At 53.2% G+C, this 18,648-nt stretch carries 15 protein-coding genes; 3 read left to right on the forward strand and 12 right to left on the reverse strand.

Annotation, left to right across the window (positions count from 1 at the left end; all coding sequences use genetic code 11):
• Positions 1 to 23 precede the first annotated feature (23 nt).
• Genes lspA through ribF form a run of 3 tightly spaced genes read right to left on the reverse strand, consistent with a single transcriptional unit; the run spans position 24 to position 4,334 of the window.
• Entirely contained in the window at positions 24 to 545 is a 522-nt protein-coding gene (gene lspA / locus GN208_RS04105; protein ID WP_004237133.1) for a signal peptidase II, read from the reverse strand.
• 3 nt (positions 546 to 548) lie between these two features.
• The gene (gene ileS / locus GN208_RS04110) at positions 549 to 3,362 is read right to left on the reverse strand and encodes an isoleucine--tRNA ligase (RefSeq protein ID WP_015422442.1); all 2,814 of its coding nucleotides are present in this window, start codon (positions 3,360 to 3,362) and stop codon (positions 549 to 551) included.
• Between the two features lie 27 nt (positions 3,363 to 3,389).
• The gene (gene ribF, locus GN208_RS04115) at positions 3,390 to 4,334 is read right to left on the reverse strand and encodes a bifunctional riboflavin kinase/FAD synthetase (RefSeq protein ID WP_004237131.1); all 945 of its coding nucleotides are present in this window, start codon (positions 4,332 to 4,334) and stop codon (positions 3,390 to 3,392) included.
• 351 nt (positions 4,335 to 4,685) lie between these two features.
• On the opposite strand from ribF, the gene rpsT reads away from it, so the two are divergent.
• Entirely contained in the window at positions 4,686 to 4,946 is a 261-nt protein-coding gene (rpsT, locus tag GN208_RS04120; RefSeq protein ID WP_015422441.1) for a 30S ribosomal protein S20, read from the forward strand.
• 61 nt (positions 4,947 to 5,007) lie between these two features.
• Here rpsT and nhaR read toward each other — a convergent pair whose 3' ends face one another.
• The gene (nhaR, locus tag GN208_RS04125; protein WP_004237129.1) at positions 5,008 to 5,937 is read right to left on the reverse strand and encodes a transcriptional activator NhaR; all 930 of its coding nucleotides are present in this window, start codon (positions 5,935 to 5,937) and stop codon (positions 5,008 to 5,010) included.
• A 91-nt stretch (positions 5,938 to 6,028) separates the two neighbouring features.
• Entirely contained in the window at positions 6,029 to 7,207 is a 1,179-nt protein-coding gene (gene nhaA, locus GN208_RS04130) for a Na+/H+ antiporter NhaA (protein WP_004237128.1), read from the reverse strand.
• A gap of 252 nt (positions 7,208 to 7,459) precedes the next feature.
• On the opposite strand from nhaA, the gene GN208_RS04135 reads away from it, so the two are divergent.
• A complete protein-coding gene (locus GN208_RS04135) occupies positions 7,460 to 8,302 on the forward strand; it encodes a DMT family transporter (protein ID WP_004237125.1) in 843 nt (280 codons plus the stop codon).
• 364 nt (positions 8,303 to 8,666) lie between these two features.
• Here GN208_RS04135 and dnaJ read toward each other — a convergent pair whose 3' ends face one another.
• From dnaJ to tal, 5 genes are all read right to left on the reverse strand, one after another.
• Positions 8,667 to 9,812 (reverse strand): molecular chaperone DnaJ, encoded by a 1,146-nt coding sequence (dnaJ, locus tag GN208_RS04140; protein WP_004237124.1) that lies wholly within the window; start codon positions 9,810 to 9,812, stop codon positions 8,667 to 8,669.
• 102 nt (positions 9,813 to 9,914) lie between these two features.
• Positions 9,915 to 11,837, reverse strand: coding sequence for a molecular chaperone DnaK (dnaK, locus tag GN208_RS04145; RefSeq protein ID WP_004237123.1), 1,923 nt, complete (start codon positions 11,835 to 11,837; stop codon positions 9,915 to 9,917).
• A gap of 314 nt (positions 11,838 to 12,151) precedes the next feature.
• Positions 12,152 to 13,450, reverse strand: a complete 1,299-nt coding sequence (locus tag GN208_RS04150) for an MFS transporter (RefSeq protein ID WP_004237120.1) — start codon at positions 13,448 to 13,450, stop codon at positions 12,152 to 12,154.
• Positions 13,451 to 13,571: 121 nt separating this feature from the next.
• The gene (gene mog, locus GN208_RS04155) at positions 13,572 to 14,156 is read right to left on the reverse strand and encodes a molybdopterin adenylyltransferase (RefSeq protein ID WP_004237119.1); all 585 of its coding nucleotides are present in this window, start codon (positions 14,154 to 14,156) and stop codon (positions 13,572 to 13,574) included.
• 106 nt (positions 14,157 to 14,262) lie between these two features.
• The gene (gene tal, locus GN208_RS04160; protein ID WP_004237118.1) at positions 14,263 to 15,216 is read right to left on the reverse strand and encodes a transaldolase; all 954 of its coding nucleotides are present in this window, start codon (positions 15,214 to 15,216) and stop codon (positions 14,263 to 14,265) included.
• Positions 15,217 to 15,537: 321 nt separating this feature from the next.
• Here tal and yaaA point away from each other — a divergent pair, with 321 nt between their 5' ends.
• Positions 15,538 to 16,320, forward strand: a complete 783-nt coding sequence (gene yaaA, locus GN208_RS04165) for a peroxide stress protein YaaA (protein WP_004237116.1) — start codon at positions 15,538 to 15,540, stop codon at positions 16,318 to 16,320.
• 91 nt (positions 16,321 to 16,411) lie between these two features.
• Here the strand turns inward: yaaA and thrC are convergent, their stop codons facing one another.
• On the reverse strand, positions 16,412 to 17,704 hold the full coding sequence (gene thrC / locus GN208_RS04170; protein ID WP_004237115.1) for a threonine synthase: 1,293 nt from the start codon (positions 17,702 to 17,704) through the stop codon (positions 16,412 to 16,414).
• Positions 17,705 to 17,713: 9 nt separating this feature from the next.
• Positions 17,714 to 18,646, reverse strand: a complete 933-nt coding sequence (gene thrB / locus GN208_RS04175) for a homoserine kinase (RefSeq protein WP_004242121.1) — start codon at positions 18,644 to 18,646, stop codon at positions 17,714 to 17,716.
• Positions 18,647 to 18,648 lie beyond the last annotated feature (2 nt).

The raw sequence follows: 18,648 nt of genomic DNA on the forward strand, positions 1-18,648 counted from the left end.
CCTGGCGGCGGATATTCGGGTCATCAGTCTGATGATGTCTTGTTCTCTGGTTTGTCGCTTTTCTTACCGTCAGGGATAAAGCTTTCAATAATGATAAGCCCCGCCCCGATGATGATCCAGCTGTCCGCCAGGTTGAACGTCGGCCAGTGCCAGTCACCGACATAGAAGTCGATGTAATCCACCACAAAGCCGTGCATCAGGCGATCGAGCAGATTGCCGATCGCCCCGCCGATAATCAGCGCATAGGCAATATTACTGAGTTTATTGCGTGCACTGGTACGGTACATCATCACTAATAATGTCACGGAGATACCGATAGCCACCGCTGTGAAGAACCAGCGCTGCCAGCCGCCCTGAGATGCGAGGAAGCTGAATGCGGCACCGTAATTCCGCACATAGGTCAGATTAAAGTACGGCATCAGAGATGTGGATTCATGCAGCCCGTAATTGGCTAAAATCAGCTGCTTTGAAATCGCATCCAGTACCAGTACCAGGACCGCCAGCCACAGCCAGCGTAATCCGGTCGAACACAGTGGTTTTTTCATTTATCAGGCAAACTTACGTTCTTCACCGTTTCCGGCTACGTTAGTCACACAGCGGCCGCACAGTTCAGGATGTTCACTATCCTGACCGATGTCGGTCGCGTAATGCCAGCAACGCGGGCACTTACTGCCTTCCGCTTTGCCGAAGCCGATGCGCAGGCCGTCCAGCTCACTGTTTACCGCACTTTCCGGTGCCGCAGACAGCGGTTTCACATCTGCCTGAGAGGTCAGCAGCACGAAACGCAGTTCATTACCCAGGCGGTTCAGCTGTGCCGCCAGGGCATCATCCGCATACAGAGTCACCGCTGCTTCCAGCGAGCCGCCAATCAGTTTGTCGGCACGTGCCTGCTCCAGCACTTTGTTGACTTCACCACGCACCGCCAGCAGCGTTGCCCAGTAATCATCGTTCATGCTGTCCTGTGCATTCAGCCCGAACAGGCCGTCATACCACTCTTCAGTGAAGACGTACTGCGGACGTTTGCCCGGCATCACATTCCAGATTTCATCGGCAGTGAAGGACATGATCGGCGCCATCCAGCGAACCAGAGCTTCCGCGATGTGGAACAGTGCGGTCTGACAGCTGCGGCGCGCCAGGCCATCGCTTTTCGCGGTGTACTGACGATCTTTGATGATATCCAGGTAGAAAGAACCCATTTCCACCGAGCAGAACTGCATCAGACGCTGTACCACTTCATGGAAATCATAGGCTTCATAGGATTTCAGGATATCAGCCTGTGCCGCCAGCGCGCGGCCGACAGCCCAGCGGTCTGCCACAATCATCTCTTCCGGTTTCACCATATCGGTTTCCGGGTTGAAACCATTGAGGTTCGCCAGCAGGAAACGCGCGGTGTTACGGATACGACGGTAAGAATCTGCAGAACGTTTCAGGATTTCATCCGAAACCGCAATTTCACCGGAGTAGTCAGTAGAAGCAACCCACAGACGCAGGATATCCGCGCCGAGTTTGTTCATCACATCCTGCGGGCTGATGGTGTTGCCCAGCGATTTGGACATTTTGCGTCCCTGACCATCGACGGTAAAGCCGTGAGTCAGTACTTCGCGGTAAGGCGCTTTGCCTTTCATCGCGGTGGACAGCATCAGTGAGGACATAAACCAGCCGCGGTGCTGGTCAGAACCTTCCAGATACATGTCCGCAGAATTGCCATGGAACTCCGGACGGGCATCGACAACAGCAAAGTGGGTGGATCCGGAGTCAAACCAGACATCCAGGGTATCCGGTACTTTTTCATAGATATCGGCATCATCACCCAGCAGGTCGCGCGGATCGAGATCCCACCATGCCTGAATACCGTGCTCTTCCACACGTTTGGCGACGTCTTCCATCAGTTCCAGGGTACGCGGATGCAGTTCCTGGGTCTCTTTATGGACAAACAGAGACATCGGTGTGCCCCAGGTGCGCTGACGGGAGATACACCAGTCCGGACGGTTTTCCACCATCGCGGTGATACGCGCTTCGCCCCAGCCCGGGATCCACTTCACGCCTTTGATTTCATTCAGAGACTGCGGACGCAGACCGTTCACATCCATCCCGATAAACCACTGTGGTGTGGCACGGAAAATGACCGGCGTTTTGTGACGCCAGCAGCACGGATAGCTGTGCGAAATATTTTCACTGTGCAGCAGTGCGCCTTTCTCTTTCAGCAGTTCCAGAATGATGTCATTGGCTTTCAGCACAAACACACCATCCAGTGACGGATAGGTACCGCTGACATAACAGCCGTTCGGCCCGACCGGGTTGGCGGTTTCCAGACCGTATTTCTGACCGATCACATAGTCGTCAGGACCGTGGCCCGGCGCAGTATGCACAGCACCGGTACCCGCATCCAGGGTGACGTGATCGCCGAGGATAGCCGGAACATCAAAGCCCATAAACGGATGATTAAACCGCAGCAGTTCCAGGTCGCTGCCTTTGCAGCCCGCTTCAACAGTCCAGCTGGTGATACCGGCGCGTTTCATCACGCTTTCCACCAGGTCAGCGGCCAGAATCAGGCGTTCGTCGTTCACGCGGACTAACTGATAATCAAATTCCGGGTTCAGGGAAATCGCGCGGTTCGCCGGTAAAGTCCACGGGGTGGTGGTCCAGATAACCAGAGAAACCGGCAGCCCGTCATTTTTCACGCCGAATTTGCTGTAAACCGCATCCGCGTCCGCAGCGGTGAAACGCACGTCAATGGACGGGGAGGTTTTGTCGTAATATTCCACTTCCGCTTCCGCCAGGGAAGAGGCACAGGAGGTACACCAGTGAACCGGTTTTGCCCCTTTGACCAGATGGCCGTTGGCAATCACTTTTGCCAGTGCGCGGATAATATGAGCTTCGGTTTTGAAGTCCATGGTCAGGTACGGATGATCCCAGTCACCCAGCACGCCCAGACGGATAAAGTCTTCCTTCTGGCCTTCAATCTGCTCTTTTGCGTATTCACGGCAGGCGGCACGGAACTCAGCCGGTGTGACTTTATCACCCGGCTTGCCAATCACCTGTTCGACTTTGTGTTCAATCGGTAAGCCGTGGCAGTCCCAGCCCGGAATATACGGGGAGTCGAAACCGGCCATGCCTTTGGATTTAATAATAATATCTTTGAGAATTTTATTGACTGAGTGACCAATGTGAATGCTGCCGTTTGCATACGGAGGGCCGTCATGCAGGATAAATGTTTTTTTACCGGTTTTGGCTTTACGGATCGCCTGGTACAGACCTTCTTTGTACCAGCGTTTCAGCATATCAGGTTCGCGCTTTGCTAAGTCCCCGCGCATAGGGAACCCTGTTTCCGGGAGATTCAGGGTATTTTTATAGTCACTCATTCGATTCTCAGTTCCAATATTATTCCGTTAAACACATAACGAGGGGTTGGATTGTAAAAATTCCCTTGCCGCAATCTCATCCCGCGCGATTTGCGCTTTCAGCTCATCGAGCGAGGCAAACCGCTGTTCATTTCGCAATTTCTTGCGCAGTACCACATCCGGATGCTGCCCGTATAAATCCATTGCCGCATCAATCAGATGAACTTCCAGTTGCTGGCCCTTGCCCTGTACAGTCGGGCGGGAGCCGATATTGGCCACACCCGGCAGCGGATGCGGCCCGAGGCCGTATACGTCCACAGCGTACACACCGTTTACCGGTGCGGCCAGACGTTTCAGGGGGATATTGGCAGTCGGGAAACCGATCGTGCGCCCGAGTTCGTTGCCGTGCACCACGCGCCCGCTGATGCGGTAAGGGTGCCCGAGCAGTGCCTCAGCCAGTGCCAGATCGTCATTTTCCAGCGCACGGCGGATGGCCGTGCTGCTGATCCGTTTGCCGTTATCACAAAAACTTTCCGTGCTGCGGACCGTGAAACCATACTGTTTCCCTGCCTCACACAGCCCGTTAAAATCGCCCTGACGATTTTTTCCGAAACGAAAATCATCCCCGACCACCAGAAATTTCACCCCGAGCTGTTCAACCAGCAGGTGTGAGATAAAGGCATCCGGTGTCAGTGATGCAAATTGTTTGCTGAATTTAACACACAATAAGTAGTCCACACCGTACTGCGCAAGATATTTTACCTTATCGCGCAGCCGGGTCAGGCGTGCCGGCGCTTTATCCGGGGCAAAAAATTCCAGCGGCTGCGGCTCGAAGATCATGACGACCGACGGCAGCCCCAGGCGTTTTCCTTCCTGCGCCAGATGTGACAGTAATGCCTGATGTCCGCGATGAACGCCATCAAAATTACCGATAGTCAGCACGCAACCATGGTGACGCGCACGAATATTGTGAGTACCGCGAATTAGCTCCATAGCCGGCTCAATACAGTCAAAATTAGTCCGATTATACCTTGTCCGCCGCGTCAGGTTAACCCACTAATGCGGCTGAATCGCGAATTCTCTGTACAAAAAGCGGGGCATCCCCCTCTGCGGAAAGTGAAAAATAATTTTTTTCGTCAGAATCTTACCATTCCGGTGACTTTTTTCCGTGTAAGGGCTGTATTCCCGCTGCGTAAACTGATAAAATCCCCGCCCATCACAACGTACATTTGCGTCGCTGTACAACGACGCATATTTGCACAAATCCATTGACAAAATAAAGCGGAGCAGGCATATTCCTCCACCTTTGTATTGTCCTCGAAGAATATATTTGGGAGTTGGACCTTGGCTAATATCAAATCAGCTAAGAAACGCGCCATTCAGTCTGAAAAACGTCGTCAGCATAACGCTAGCCGTCGTTCTATGGTGCGCACCTTTATCAAGAAGGTTTACGCTGCTATCGCTGCCGGCGACAAAGAAGCTGCTCAGAACGCATTTAATGACATGCAACCACTTGTGGATCGTCACGCTGCTAAAGGCCTGATCCATAAGAACAAGGCTGCCCGTCATAAGGCGAACCTGGCTGCTCAGATCAAAGCAATGTAATCTGATTGTGCAGACATAAAAAAACCGGCTGATGCCGGTTTTTTTATGTCCTTTTTCTGCCTCAGTCCGGTAAACCGGCATCCGCAGCCGACTGCGAACCGCTGAACAACGCAGAGAAATCCTTGTTACACACCCGCTGAACCGCCGGATGCTGGATCATACGCTCGGCAAAAATCACATAATACTCTTCTTTGATGGTATCCACTGTTCCCAGCTCGACAACATCACTGTCCGCAAAAATGCCTTTGGTGTAGAGCGACGGCGCCACAAAAATCGCATTGTGATACATACCAAATGCTTTCATCAGTGCCGCATCATCAAATTCACCCAGGATTTCCACCTCCAGGTTTTTATTGCGGATCCAGGTCAGCAACTGACGGCCGAGCATCGAGCGGCGGCCGGGCACCAGAAGGCGGCGCTCTTCCAGGCATTCCGGGAACGGCTTCTGCGGCGCGGGCTGGCGGCAGTAGAAACTCATACTGCATTCCCCGAGCTTCACGGAAAACAGCCCTTCCTGCTGGGTGGAATCCACCGGGCAGTCAGAGAGGATCATATCCAGTTTGTGCTGGCTGAGCTGCTCCAGCAGCATTTCGTGAGTGGATTCAAAACAGCGCAGATGGATTTGCTCATGCTCCATCACCGCCGTTTCCAGCACTTTGCTGACCAGACGTTTTGACAGTGCGTCCGCAACCCCGACATCAAACAACAGATTGGATTCGCGGCTGTAAGTGACAATATCCAGCATTTCCTGGCTCAGCATAAACATTTTGTCCGCATAGCGGAACACCAGCTGACCCAGCTCTGACGGCACCAGGCCGCGTCCCTGACGTTTGAACAGCTTACCGTCCAGACGCTCTTCCAGCGCCTTGATTTGGCCGGTAATGGTTTGCGGGGTGAGATAGAGCGCTTCTGCCGCCCCCACCACCGAACCTTCTTTGCAGACGTGCCAGAAATAATAGAGGTGATTGTAGTTTAAATGGGAGACTCGCATAGTTTTTCCCGGTACATACCTTATCTTTTTTTGATGATTAACTCGGAAATTCTGTTGTATTCACCGGCCGCGGAGGCCGGTGAATAACGGATTACTGCCGGACTGTTTTCTTCGGTAACACGGAATGGAGCAGGAACAACCCGGTAACTGCCGCCATGGTGGAACCAATCAGAATTCCCAGCTTGGAGTAGGTGTTAAATGCTTCCGGAAGCCCGGTAAATGCCAGTCCCGCGATAAAGATAGACATTGTAAAACCGATCCCGCATAACACCGATACAGCGAATATCTGGTTAAGAGTAATCCTCTCCGGCAGTTTTGCAAAGCCCAGTTTTACCGAAATCAGACATGCGGTGAAAATCCCCAGCGGTTTACCGACAAACAGACCGAGCAGGATCCCCAGCGGCAGTGTGCCCATCAGTGCATCAAAGGAAATTCCCTGAACACTGACACCGGCATTGGCAAAGGCAAACAGCGGCAGGATCAGAAACGCCACCCACGGATGCAGCACATGCTCCAGCTCCTCTGACGGTGAGTGCTCACCATCTTTACTGCGCAGCGGGATCAGGAACCCGACGATCACTCCGGCCAGAGTTGCGTGCACGCCGGATTTCAGAATACACACCCACAATATCAGCCCCGCAATCATATACGCAGCGGTGTTGCTGACATTACGCCAGTTCATCACACACAATACCACCACCATCAGTGCCGCCAGCAGCAGCGCTGTCAGTGAAACGGTTTTGGTGTAAAACAGCGCGATAATCACGATAACCCCGAGGTCATCAATAATCGCCAGTGCCAGCAGAAAGACTTTCAGCTCTGTCGGTACTCTTTTACCCAGCAGTGCCATTACGCCGAGGGCAAAGGCAATATCGGTTGCGGCCGGAATCGCCCAGCCCTGTGCAGCAGCGGCATCCCCGCCGTTAAACAGCAGATAGACCAGCGCCGGGGCTATCATACCGCCGAGTGCGGCAATTGCCGGAAACATCGCTTTGTCGCGCCCGGCCAGAGAGCCGGTCATCAGCTCCCTTTTTACTTCAAGCCCGACGACCAGGAAAAATATCGCCATCAGAGCGTCATTAATCCATAATAACAAGGGCTTATCAATTTCCAGTGCCGCAAATTTTACAGCAACAGGAATATCAAGAAACGACTGATACAACGCCGACAACGGCGTATTCGCCATTACCAGCGCGATCAGCGCGGCGATAATCAGCAGTATGCCGCCTGCGGCTTCGAGTTTTAAGAACTGTCGGATAATTGCGGTCATGGGTTAACTCCTTTAAGACTGTCGGCGTTAATAATATGCAAACAATTAACTCGAAAAAAGCAGATTATTCAGCAATAATAACTCGATAATTCCTGATCAATAAGGGTTTTAATCACAGAATTTCCTGATAAACACTCTGAAATTAACTATATATTAACATTTTAGTTTCTGTGAAGTGTATCGTATGATCCCTCATACCGGCGGATATTCTGTTGCCGTTGCCACCGCTCACTGAATAAAACAGGTTATCCCATGTCCGCCACGCTGTTTATTGCTGTACTGTTTGCTGCCTTCTTCCATGCATCCTGGAATGCGGTGATTAAATTCGGACAGGATCGCTTTCTGGGTATCGCGGTGATGACCATCTGGTCCGGCGTGGTCTCTGTTCCCGCCCTGTTTTGGCTCGGCTTACCGGATGCAGCAGCGGTAAAGTGGCTGCTGCTGTCTGCCCTCTTTCACATCGGTTATGCCATTTGTCTGAGTAAAGCGTATTCAAAGGGCGATCTCAGCCAGATTTACCCGGTTTCCCGGGGTTGTGCCCCGCTGCTGACGACCCTGTTTGCGGTACTTCTGTTTGGTGAGCACCTGCCGTGGCTCTCTTTAGCCGGTATTCTGCTGATCATCACCGGGGTTATCCTTCCCGCGCTGAAACACGGAGCCTCCGGGCACGCCCGCAGCGGGCTGATCTATGCGGTGATCACCGCCTTTTTTACCGCCTGTTACACACTCTCCGACGGCTTCGGTGCCCGCAGCAGCACAGACTCACTGACTTATATTTTCTGGTTGTTCGCCCTGAACGGACTGGTGATGGTGGTGATGGGTTTTGCCCGTTACCGCCACCATTTCACCCGTGACTTTCTGCGTTACAGCAAGCCCGGGCTGACCGGCGGTATTCTGCAAATCTTCAGCTACGGCATTGTGATATGGGCCATGGGACAGGCGCCGATAATGATTGTCGCAGCGTTACGGGAGACCAGTGTGCTGTTCGCACTGCTGCTCTCCGCGTATTTCCTGAAAGAAAAGCTGACTCCCGCCCGGATTCTGGCCGCCTGTATTATTGTGGCCGGGGTGATTGTGACGAAGATGGGGGGATAGTTTCAGCCCTGATGTTATACAGCGTGTTCAGCATCAGCAGATTTATTTCACCTGACTTCACATTCACTTTTACCGCGTCAGGTGCAGTCATCTCCTGCCGGGCAAACTCGGCCCGGGTATTGCAGACCTGTGTCACGGGTATGCTTTTCGCAACACCGGCGCTGTGTCCGGTAGATACTGAAGGCTGAACTGCAACCAGTCCGGCGTGAATAATGGCGGATCCGATAGTATTCATCGCGTTAATCCCTGTTGATAATCAGAGCAAAAACAATAACGCGTTCAGATAAAACAACTTTTACAAAACACACAAAAAAACCGGCCGGGAAAATTATCCCGGCCGGTTATATACATATCTGACAATGGCTTATTTGGTCAGGTCATCAAAGAATTTTTTCACACCGTCAAAGAAGCGTTTTGCTTTCGGGGTGTTGTTGTGACCGCTCTGGCCATCCACAGATTCACCGAACTCACGTAACAGTTCTTTCTGTTTTTCGCTCAGTTTCACCGGGGTTTCCACCACCACACGGCACATCAGGTCACCCTGCATTCCGCCGCGCGCCGGTCTGACACCTTTGCCTTTCATGCGGAACAGCTTGCCGGTCTGGGTTTCTGCCGGGATTTTCAGCTTAACGCGCCCGTCCAGTGTCGGTACTTCAATTTCACCGCCCAGCGCCGCAACCGTAAAGCCAATCGGCACTTCACAGTAGAGATTGCTGCCGTCACGCTCGAAGATATTGTGCTGGCGGACATGAACCTCGACATACAGATCGCCTGCCGGAGCCCCCATTTCGCCTGCTTCACCTTCGCCGGTCAGACGGATACGGTCACCGCTGTCCATCCCCGCAGGGATTTTGACTGACAGGGTCTTATAGCGTTCAACACGCCCGTGACCATGACATTTGCTGCACGGATCTTTGATGATTTTGCCGCGGCCGTGACAGGTCGGACACGCCTGCTGCACTGCAAAGAAGCCCTGGCGCATCTGCACCTGGCCCATACCGTGACAGGTCGGACACTCCTGCGGCTCTGTACCTTCTTTCGCCCCGCTGCCGTGACATTTATCACAGGTTTCCAGGGTCGGAATACGGATCTCTTTGGTCACACCACGAACCGCTTCTTCAAGGGTCAGTTCGATGTTGTAACGCAGGTCTGCTCCGCGTGCCGCGCGTTGCTGACGGCGACCACCACCAAAAATATCACCGAAGACGTCACCAAAGATATCACCGAAATCAGCACCGCCGAAACCGCCGCCGCCAAATCCGCCGCCACCGCCCATACCGCCCTGCTCAAATGCCGCGTGGCCGTACTGGTCATAAGCCGCACGTTTCTGTGCGTCGGTGAGGATCTCGTATGCTTCTTTTACTTCTTTGAATTTATCTTCCGCGTCTTTATCGCCCTGATTACGGTCAGGGTGATATTTCATCGCAAGGCGTTTGTAGGCTTTTTTAATCTCTTTGTCATCCGCAGATTTCGAGACGCCCAACACCTCGTAGTAATCTTTTTTTGCCATCCGTTTTGTCCCTTAACACAAGCACACGGGCGCAGAGTTTCCTCAACGCCCGTGCCGGTTTTCAGTGATTAATAACAGTCATCACCGCGCCCGCTAAGGGCCTTATTTTTTGTCTTTGCTGTCGTCAACTTCTTCAAATTCAGCATCGACAACATCATCATTTTTACCTGCATCCTGCGCGGCATCAGCACCTGCTGTACCTGCCTGCGCCTGCTGCTGGGCAATTTCCATCAGTTTGGCAGAAGCGTCGATCAGCGCTTTCGTTTTCTCTTCGATAGCGGCTTTATCTTCGCCTTTCGCTGCGATTTCCAGCTCACTCACCGCCTGCTCGATTTTCACTTTATCGTCGCCCGGCAGTTTGTCGCCCGCTTCTTCGATCTGTTTACGGGTAGCGTGAACCAGCTGATCTGCCTGGTTACGGACCTGTACCAGCTCTTCGAACTTACGGTCAGCTTCAGCGTTGGCTTCCGCATCACGTACCATTTTCTGGATCTCTTCCTCGTTCAGACCGGAAGATGCCTTGATGGTGATGTTCTGCTCACGGCCGCTGTTTTTGTCTTTCGCGGACACATGCAGGATACCGTCGGCATCGATGTCAAAAGTAACTTCGATCTGCGGCATACCGCGCGGAGCAGCCTGAATACCATCCAGGTTAAACTGACCCAGTGATTTGTTGTCACCGGAACGTTTACGCTCACCCTGCAGAACATGGATAGTTACCGCAGACTGGTTGTCTTCCGCTGTGGAGAACACCTGGCTGTGTTTGGTCGGGATAGTGGTGTTCTTCGCAATCAGCGGAGTCATCACGCCGCCCATGGTTTCGATACCCAGAGACAGCGGGGTAACGTCCAGCAGCAGCACGTCTTTAACATCACCACCTAACACACCGCCCTGAACCGCAGCACCAACAGCCACAGCTTCGTCCGGGTTCACATCTTTACGCGGCTCTTTACCGAAGAAATCAGCAACGGTTTTCTGAACCAGCGGCATACGGGTCTGACCACCTACCAGGATGACATCATTGATATCATTCACTGACAGACCGGCATCCTGTAATGCAACTTTAACCGGATCCATAGAGCGTTTAACCAGATCTTCAACCAGTGATTCCAGTTTCGCACGGGTCACTTTGATGTTCATATGTTTAGGACCGGTCGCGTCCGCCGTGATGTACGGCAGGTTAACGTCAGTCTGCTGTGCAGAAGAAAGCTCAATTTTCGCTTTCTCGGCAGCTTCTTTCAGACGCTGCATTGCCAGCGGGTCGTTACGCAGATCGATACCCTGTTCTTTCTTAAATTCTTCAACCAGATAGTTGATCATGCGGCTGTCGAAGTCTTCACCACCTAAGTGGGTGTCGCCGTTCGTTGCCAGCACTTCATAGGTTTTTTCGCCGTCAACTTCATCGATTTCGATGATGGAGATATCGAAAGTACCACCACCGAGGTCGAAGACCGCGATAGTACGGTTACCCACTTCGCGATCCAGGCCGTAAGCCAGTGCCGCTGCAGTCGGTTCGTTGATAATACGTTTTACATCCAGACCTGCGATACGGCCGGCGTCTTTGGTTGCCTGACGCTGAGCATCGTTAAAGTAAGCAGGTACGGTGATAACCGCTTCGGTTACCGGCTCGCCGAGATAATCTTCAGCGGTTTTCTTCATTTTTTTCAGGACTTCAGCAGAAACCTGTGGTGGTGCCATTTTCTGGCCTTTTGCTTCCACCCATGCGTCGCCGTTATCAGAGCTGACAATTTTGTACGGCATGATGTTCATATCGCGGCGCACTTCTTCATCGTCAAAACGACGACCAATCAGACGTTTGATTGCAAACAGTGTGTTCTGCGGGTTGGTAACAGCCTGACGTTTTGCCGGCTGACCGACCAGGATTTCACCATCCTGTGTATACGCAATGATTGACGGCGTTGTGCGGTCGCCTTCTGCGTTCTCCAGGACACGTGCCTGATTACCATCCATTACAGCAACACAAGAGTTGGTTGTACCTAAGTCGATACCAATAATTTTACCCATCTAAAGGCCTCCGAATAATTCTGTTCGTCTTACGCTACCGATGTATATGAGGTTCAATTTTCACTTTTCAAGAAAAAATTTTTCGCTCACCCGTCACCCGGAATATTTCCTGACGGTACCGGACATCCGCAGCGTTAAAGGGGATTCAACTGAGTTTCAGTTTCCGATGACAAGTAGATGGGGCCATAAATGCATTCATCAAGGGGAAAATGAAAAAAAAACAGATTATTTAAAAGAAAATGATGAAACACTGAAAAATGCCGCGCTGACAGTCATATCAGCACGGCATTCACACAACACAATGCAGGGGGTTATCAGGAGCTGAACACCATCATCCGCTGACGCACCGCCGCTTTCCCCATATACAGTCCCAGCAGCAGGCCGATCAGTGAAAGCCCCAGCATGTAATACGCCGGTGCCAGCGGGGTCCATTTCAGGAACAGCGTGACCACCACCGGCGTCAGTCCGCCGAAAATGGCATAAGAAAGGTTGTAGGAGAACGAAATACCGCTGAAGCGGATCTCCGCCGGATAACTGTTCACCATCACAAACGGTACCGCGCCCACCACGCCGACACTGAATCCGGCCAGTCCGTAGGTCAGCGACAGCGGCGTACCCGGCTCACCGGCGGTCAGGTAAAAATAGCCGGTGCAGACCGCCAGCAGCAGGCTGCCGAAGGTAAAGACCACAGAGGCGCCCAGTTTGTCACACAGATAACCCGCCACCAGACACCCCGCGCACAGCGCCAGAATCGCGGTCATATTGGCGACTGAAACCACCGCTTTTGCCAGGCCGAACTCTGTCTGCAAATACGCCGGTGTCAGCAGGATCACCACCACAACCCCGGCGGAGAGCAGCCAGGTCAGCAGCATGGAGATCACAATCGCTTCTTTGTGATTCACCACCACGGTTTTCAGCGGCAACTCTTTCGCCAGTGCTTTTTGCTGTTTCATCTCCTGAAAGATTGGCGTTTCCGCCAGCCAGCGGCGCAGATACAGTGCCACAAACCCGAAAATCCCCCCGAGGAAGAACGGCACACGCCAGCCCCAGGCAAGCTGCTGCGCTTCAGTAAAGAGTGTCGCCATCATCATGGCCACCAGCGAGCCGAGCAGGATACCAACCGTCAGCCCTGCTGTCAGTGTGCCGCAGGCAATGCCGATACGATGCTTCGGCACATGCTCGGAGACAAATACCCAGGCACCAGGCACTTCCCCGCCGATAGCCGCCCCCTGCATTACCCGCATTAATAAAAGCAGTAACGGCGCGGCAATGCCGATAGATTCATAAGTCGGCAGCAGGCCGATACAGAGTGTCGGCACCGCCATCAGCAGAATACTGAGGGAAAACATTTTCTTGCGCCCGACCAGGTCACCGAAGTGTGCCATCACAATACCGCCCAGCGGGCGTACCAGATAACCGGCAGCAAAGATCCCGAAAGTCTGCATCTGCACCAGCCACGCAGGGATGTCAGGCGGGAAAAACAGTTTGCCGATAGTGACGGCAAAAAAGATGAAAATAATAAAATCGTAGAATTCGAGTGCGCCGCCCAGAGCCGCGAGAGAGAGTGTTTTATAGTCCTGCCGGTTGAGTGTCCGGGGAATGGTCTGTGCCATGGGTTCACCTTTCCTGTCTTTACATTGCTGTTATCTTTACTTTACATAAGTGGATAACCGCATCATAGGACAAGAAAGGTGTCCGGGGGAATGTTTTTTATTTTATGCTGAAAACGCAGCATTACTGCGGCTTTATTGCTGATTTAGGGCGAAACGCCGCGACAATTTCAGGGTCAGTTTCGATGTAAGGCCCGTCGAGCAACTGTATACAATACGGTACACTTGCAAAAATACCGGAAACCATTACTTTGCCGTTTTCATCTTTCAGCCCTTCCAGGGTCTCAGCGATAGCTTTCGGCTGCCCCGGCAGATTGAGGATCAGTGACTGATTGCGGATCACGCCCACCTGGCGGGATAAGATTGCCGTCGGCACAAATTTCAGGCTGATCTGACGCATCTGCTCGCCGAAACCCGGCATTTCGCGATCCGCCACCGCCAGTGTTGCGTCCGGAGTCACATCACGCCGCGCCGGGCCGGTTCCGCCGGTTGTCAGCACCAGATGGCAGCCGAATTCATCCACCAGCTCACACAGCGTCTGGCTGATCATCGCTTCTTCATCCGGGATCAGGCGGGTTTCTGTCTGAAAAGGCGTGGTGATAGTTTTTTCCAGCCATGCCTGTAAGGCCGGAATGCCTTTATCTTCATAAATACCACCGGATGCGCGGTCAGAAACCGAGACAAGACCGATGCGCAACACATTGTTCATAGTCACCTCAACGTCATTTTGACTCCGGGGCACAGCATAGCATTGCCGCCGGAAACAAAAAAGGCAGCCTGCCGGCTGCCTTTTATATCTGACTGTATTATAACGATTACAGCAGATCGGCGATCATTTTTTCCAGTTTGCCCTGGTCTACCGCAAACTTACGGATACCGTCCGCCAGTTTCTCGGTTGCCATAGCGTCACTGTGGTGGCCCCAGTAGAACTCAGCTTCTGTCAGCGGTGCAGGACGCGCTTTCACTTCGCCTTTGTATTCCAGTTTGCGTTCAACCGCACCGGTCGCTTCTGACAGCTCTTTCAGCAGTGCAGGGGCGATAGTCAGGCGGTCACAACCGGCCAGTTCCAGGATTTCACCTGAGTTACGGAAGCTTGCGCCCATAACCACGGTTTTGTAGCCGTGCTCTTTGTAGTAGTTGTAGATTTCAGTCACTGAAATCACGCCCGGATCTTCTGCCGGTGCGAACTCTTTCTTGTCACTGTTTGCTTTGTACCAGTCGAGGATACGGCCAACGAACGGAGAAATCAGATATACACCTGCTTCCGCACAGGCACGCGCCTGAGCAAAGGAGAACAGCAGTGTCAGGTTACAGTTGATGCCTTCTTTTTCCAGCTGTTCCGCCGCGCGGATACCCTGCCAGGTGGAAGCCAGTTTGATCAGGATACGATCGTTGCTGATGCCGGCATCGTTATACAGTTTGATGAGACGTTTTGCTTTCGCGATACTCGCCTGAGTGTCATAAGAGAGACGGGCATCCACTTCTGTGGAAATGCGACCCGGAATCAGTTTCAGGATCTCCAGACCGATATTCACCGCCAGTTTGTCACCGGCATCGATAATCTGCTGTTCACGTGAATCGCTCTGTGCACGCGCCCAGGTCACCGCATCATCAATTAACTTACGGTACTCCGGAATCTGCGCCGCATTGAGGATCAGAGAAGGGTTGGTGGTGGCATCCTGTGGTTTGTAAAGCTTCATCGCTTCGATGTCACCGGTATCGGCCACAACCGTGGTCAGATTACGCAGGGAAGTTAACTTATCGGTCATTTTCGTCTCTCATCTTATGTCAGAAGATACTCTGAATAATCCAGCATGCCTGCAGGCGGGCTTTGCGTAGTCAACACCCCGGCATTCTGAAGTATGGCGAGTACAGATGGCAATATGCCGCAACTGCACCTGATAATATCACGGACAGCCCGCCGCGCAAGCAGGGAAAATCCGGTGCCGCACCGGTGATCCGCCGTTATTCCGCTGTAATCCGGAACGCCTCCTGTTTTGTATGTATTACCGATTACAGTGATTTGCCCGCTCTGTGCTTTTTTTTGGTAGAGTACCGTTAATAATGACAATATCAGACCGGAGCCGACCATGCTGCTGACTATTTCCCCTGCCAAAACCCTCGACTATGACAGCCCGTTAGCCACTGAACGCCATACTCAGCCTGAGCTGCTGGCACAATCAGAAGCCCTGATGGAAACCTGCCGCAAACTGACCCCGGCGGATATCGGCTCGCTGATGCATATCAGTGATAAACTGGCGGGTCTGAATGCCGCCCGTTTCGGGGAGTGGCAGCCGGATTTCACGCCGGACAATGCCCGTCAGGCTATTCTGGCATTTAAAGGGGATGTGTATACCGGGATGCAGGCGGAAACCTTCAGTGAAGCCGATTTTGATTTCGCCCAGCAGCATCTGCGTATGCTTTCCGGCCTGTACGGCGTGCTGCGCCCGCTGGATCTGATGCAGCCTTACCGTCTGGAGATGGGGACGAAACTCGCCAATCCGCGCGGCAAAGATCTGTATGCGTTCTGGGGGGATATTATTACGGACAATCTCAATCAGGCACTGGCCGCACAGGGTGATAATGTACTGGTCAATCTGGCCTCTGATGAATACTTTAAAGCGGTGAAGCCGGAGAAACTGAATGCGGTGATTATCAAACCGGTTTTCCTCGATGAGAAAAACGGCAAATATAAAGTGATCAGTTTCTATGCTAAGAAAGCACGCGGCCTGATGAGCCGGTTTATTATTCAGAACCGCCTGACACAGCCGTCTCAGCTGACCGGCTTTAACCTCGACGGTTACCGTTTTGATGAGAGTCAGTCCGGTGAGCGGGAACTGGTGTTTACACGTTCAGAACACCACGCAGCATAACCGCCGGATAATTCAGCTGCGCCATCCATGGCGCAGTATGCTTTTTGTTCTCTTACCCGTTATCATCTCGCTATCGCTGATTGATAAGAAATTACGGCTTCACCGTCTTCAGCATATAGTCCCGCAGCGCCGCGAAATCCGCTGGTAACACGGCTGACAGCAGTGGTAAATCAGCCCGCTCCGCCAGTTCAGCCGGTAACGGCAGTTTACTGCCCAGAATCGCTTCCACACTCTCCAGGAATTTTGCCGGATGCGCCGTGCCGAGGAAAATACCGTACTCACCGGGCTGCAAGTCACTGCGCAGCTGGCGATAAGCAATCGCGGCATGCGGCTCGGAAATATAACCTTTCGCAGCCAGATCGCGCATCGTTTCGCGGGTTTCGTCATCACTTACCGCACCGGAACGCAGATCCTTCAGAGACCAGCCTTCGCGCGCAAACAGCGCCTCAATACGCGGCCAGTTATTCGGCTGGCTGACATCCATGGCATTGGATAACGTTGCCACCGTCGCCGCCGGTTTCCACTGTCCGTCCGCCAGATAGCGCGGTACCGTGTCGTTGGCATTGGTCGCGGCGATAAAGCGTTTCACCGGCAGCCCCATCGCTTTCGCCAGCACCCCGGCGGTCAGGTCACCGAAGTTGCCGCTCGGCACCGAGAACACCAGTTCACCGCGTTTTTCCGCCGGAACCTGTGCCACCGCTTCAAAGTAATAACAGATTTGTGCCAGCAGACGGCTGATATTAATAGAGTTTGCCGAGTTCAGATGCAGCGTCTGCTTCAGTTCCTCATCGTCAAATGCCTGTTTCACCAGCGCCTGACAGGCATCGAAATCATCCTGCACCGCCACGGTGTGAATATTACCGCCGAGGGTACAGAACAGTTTTTCCTGTAACGGACTGATTTTTCCCTGCGGATAGAGGATCACCACCTGCACATTTTTCAGGCCGTAAAAGGCGTGTGCGACGGCAGCACCGGTATCCCCGGAAGTCGCGGTCAGAATAGTGACGGGTTTGTCACCGGCAACCGCGGCCAGCGCCTGTGCCATAAAACGTCCGCCGAAATCTTTGAATGCCAGGGTCGGGCCGTGAAACAACTCCAGACAGGCCACATCCGGCTCCACCGGGTTCAGCGGTGCCGGGAAGGCAAAGGCGGCACGGACACGCGCTGCCAGCTCAGCTTCCGGGAGCTCATCACCAATCAGGGCATGCAGAATGGCGGTGCTGCGGCTGACAAAATCCATCGCCAGCAGCTTATCCATTTCCGCCTGCTCAAAAAACGGAATCTCACGCGGGAAGAACAGCCCCTGTCCGCGTCCCAGCCCCTGTTTTACCGCCTGTGCAAAACTGACTTTTTCACTCTCATCTTTTAAATTGTACAGTTCCATTTTTTACCTTTATGCACTTATCTGACGTGCGCCTTTGAGATCGAGACGGCACAGATGGACAAACCCTTCGCTGTTCTGCAAATACTGTGTGTTAAAGACATCCGCCACCTGATCTGCCGCTGATTTGCTGTCACAGACCGCAAACAGGGTCGGACCCGAGCCGGAGATGCCGCATGCCTTCGCGCCGCGTGCAAGCACCTGCTCACGGACCGCATCAAAATTCGGTAATAATTCACGGCGGTACGGCTCTGCCACCACATCACGGATCATCGCCGCCGCCAGGTCAGCCTGTCCGGTGTGACAGGCGTGGATGAATCCGGCCAGGTTGCGGCCGTGGCTGACAATATCCGCCCGTGAGTAGGTCGCCGGTAAAATCGCCCGTGCCTGCGCCGTGGAGACTTTGATGCCCGGATACGCCATTACCCAGTACCAGTGTTCAAACCCAGGTACTGCCTGGCTGACGCTGTCGCCGGTTTCAATATTGAGCTGCAATCCGCCAAGGAAGCAGGGGGCGACATTGTCATAATGCACACTGCCGGAGATGCGCCCTTCCATCTCCCCCATCAGGCGCAGCAGCGTCATTTCATCCAGCGGCCTGCCGGTGTACTCATTCAGCGCCACCAGCGCAGCCACCACCGAGCAGGCGCTGGAGCCCAGCCCCGAGCCCACCGGCATATTTTTTTCCAGCACCATGGCGACCGGCAGATCATCATGAATGATCTCACTGAACCGTTCACGGCACTGATACACAATATTGTGCTTCGGATTCACCGGCAGTTTCCCGGCAAAACGCCCGCGGTTTCTGAGTGAAAACGTCTCTGCCTTCGCGATGGACACACAGTCGCCGAGCAGTGCCCCGCTGACCGGAGACACTGCCGCACCCAGCACATCAAACCCCACACTCACATTCCCGATTGACGCCGGTGCATAAATTTTTATCACGT

The organism is Morganella sp. HSTU-ASny43 (assembly GCF_022819185.1).
Taxonomy (GTDB): Bacteria; Pseudomonadota; Gammaproteobacteria; order Enterobacterales; family Enterobacteriaceae; genus Morganella; species Morganella morganii.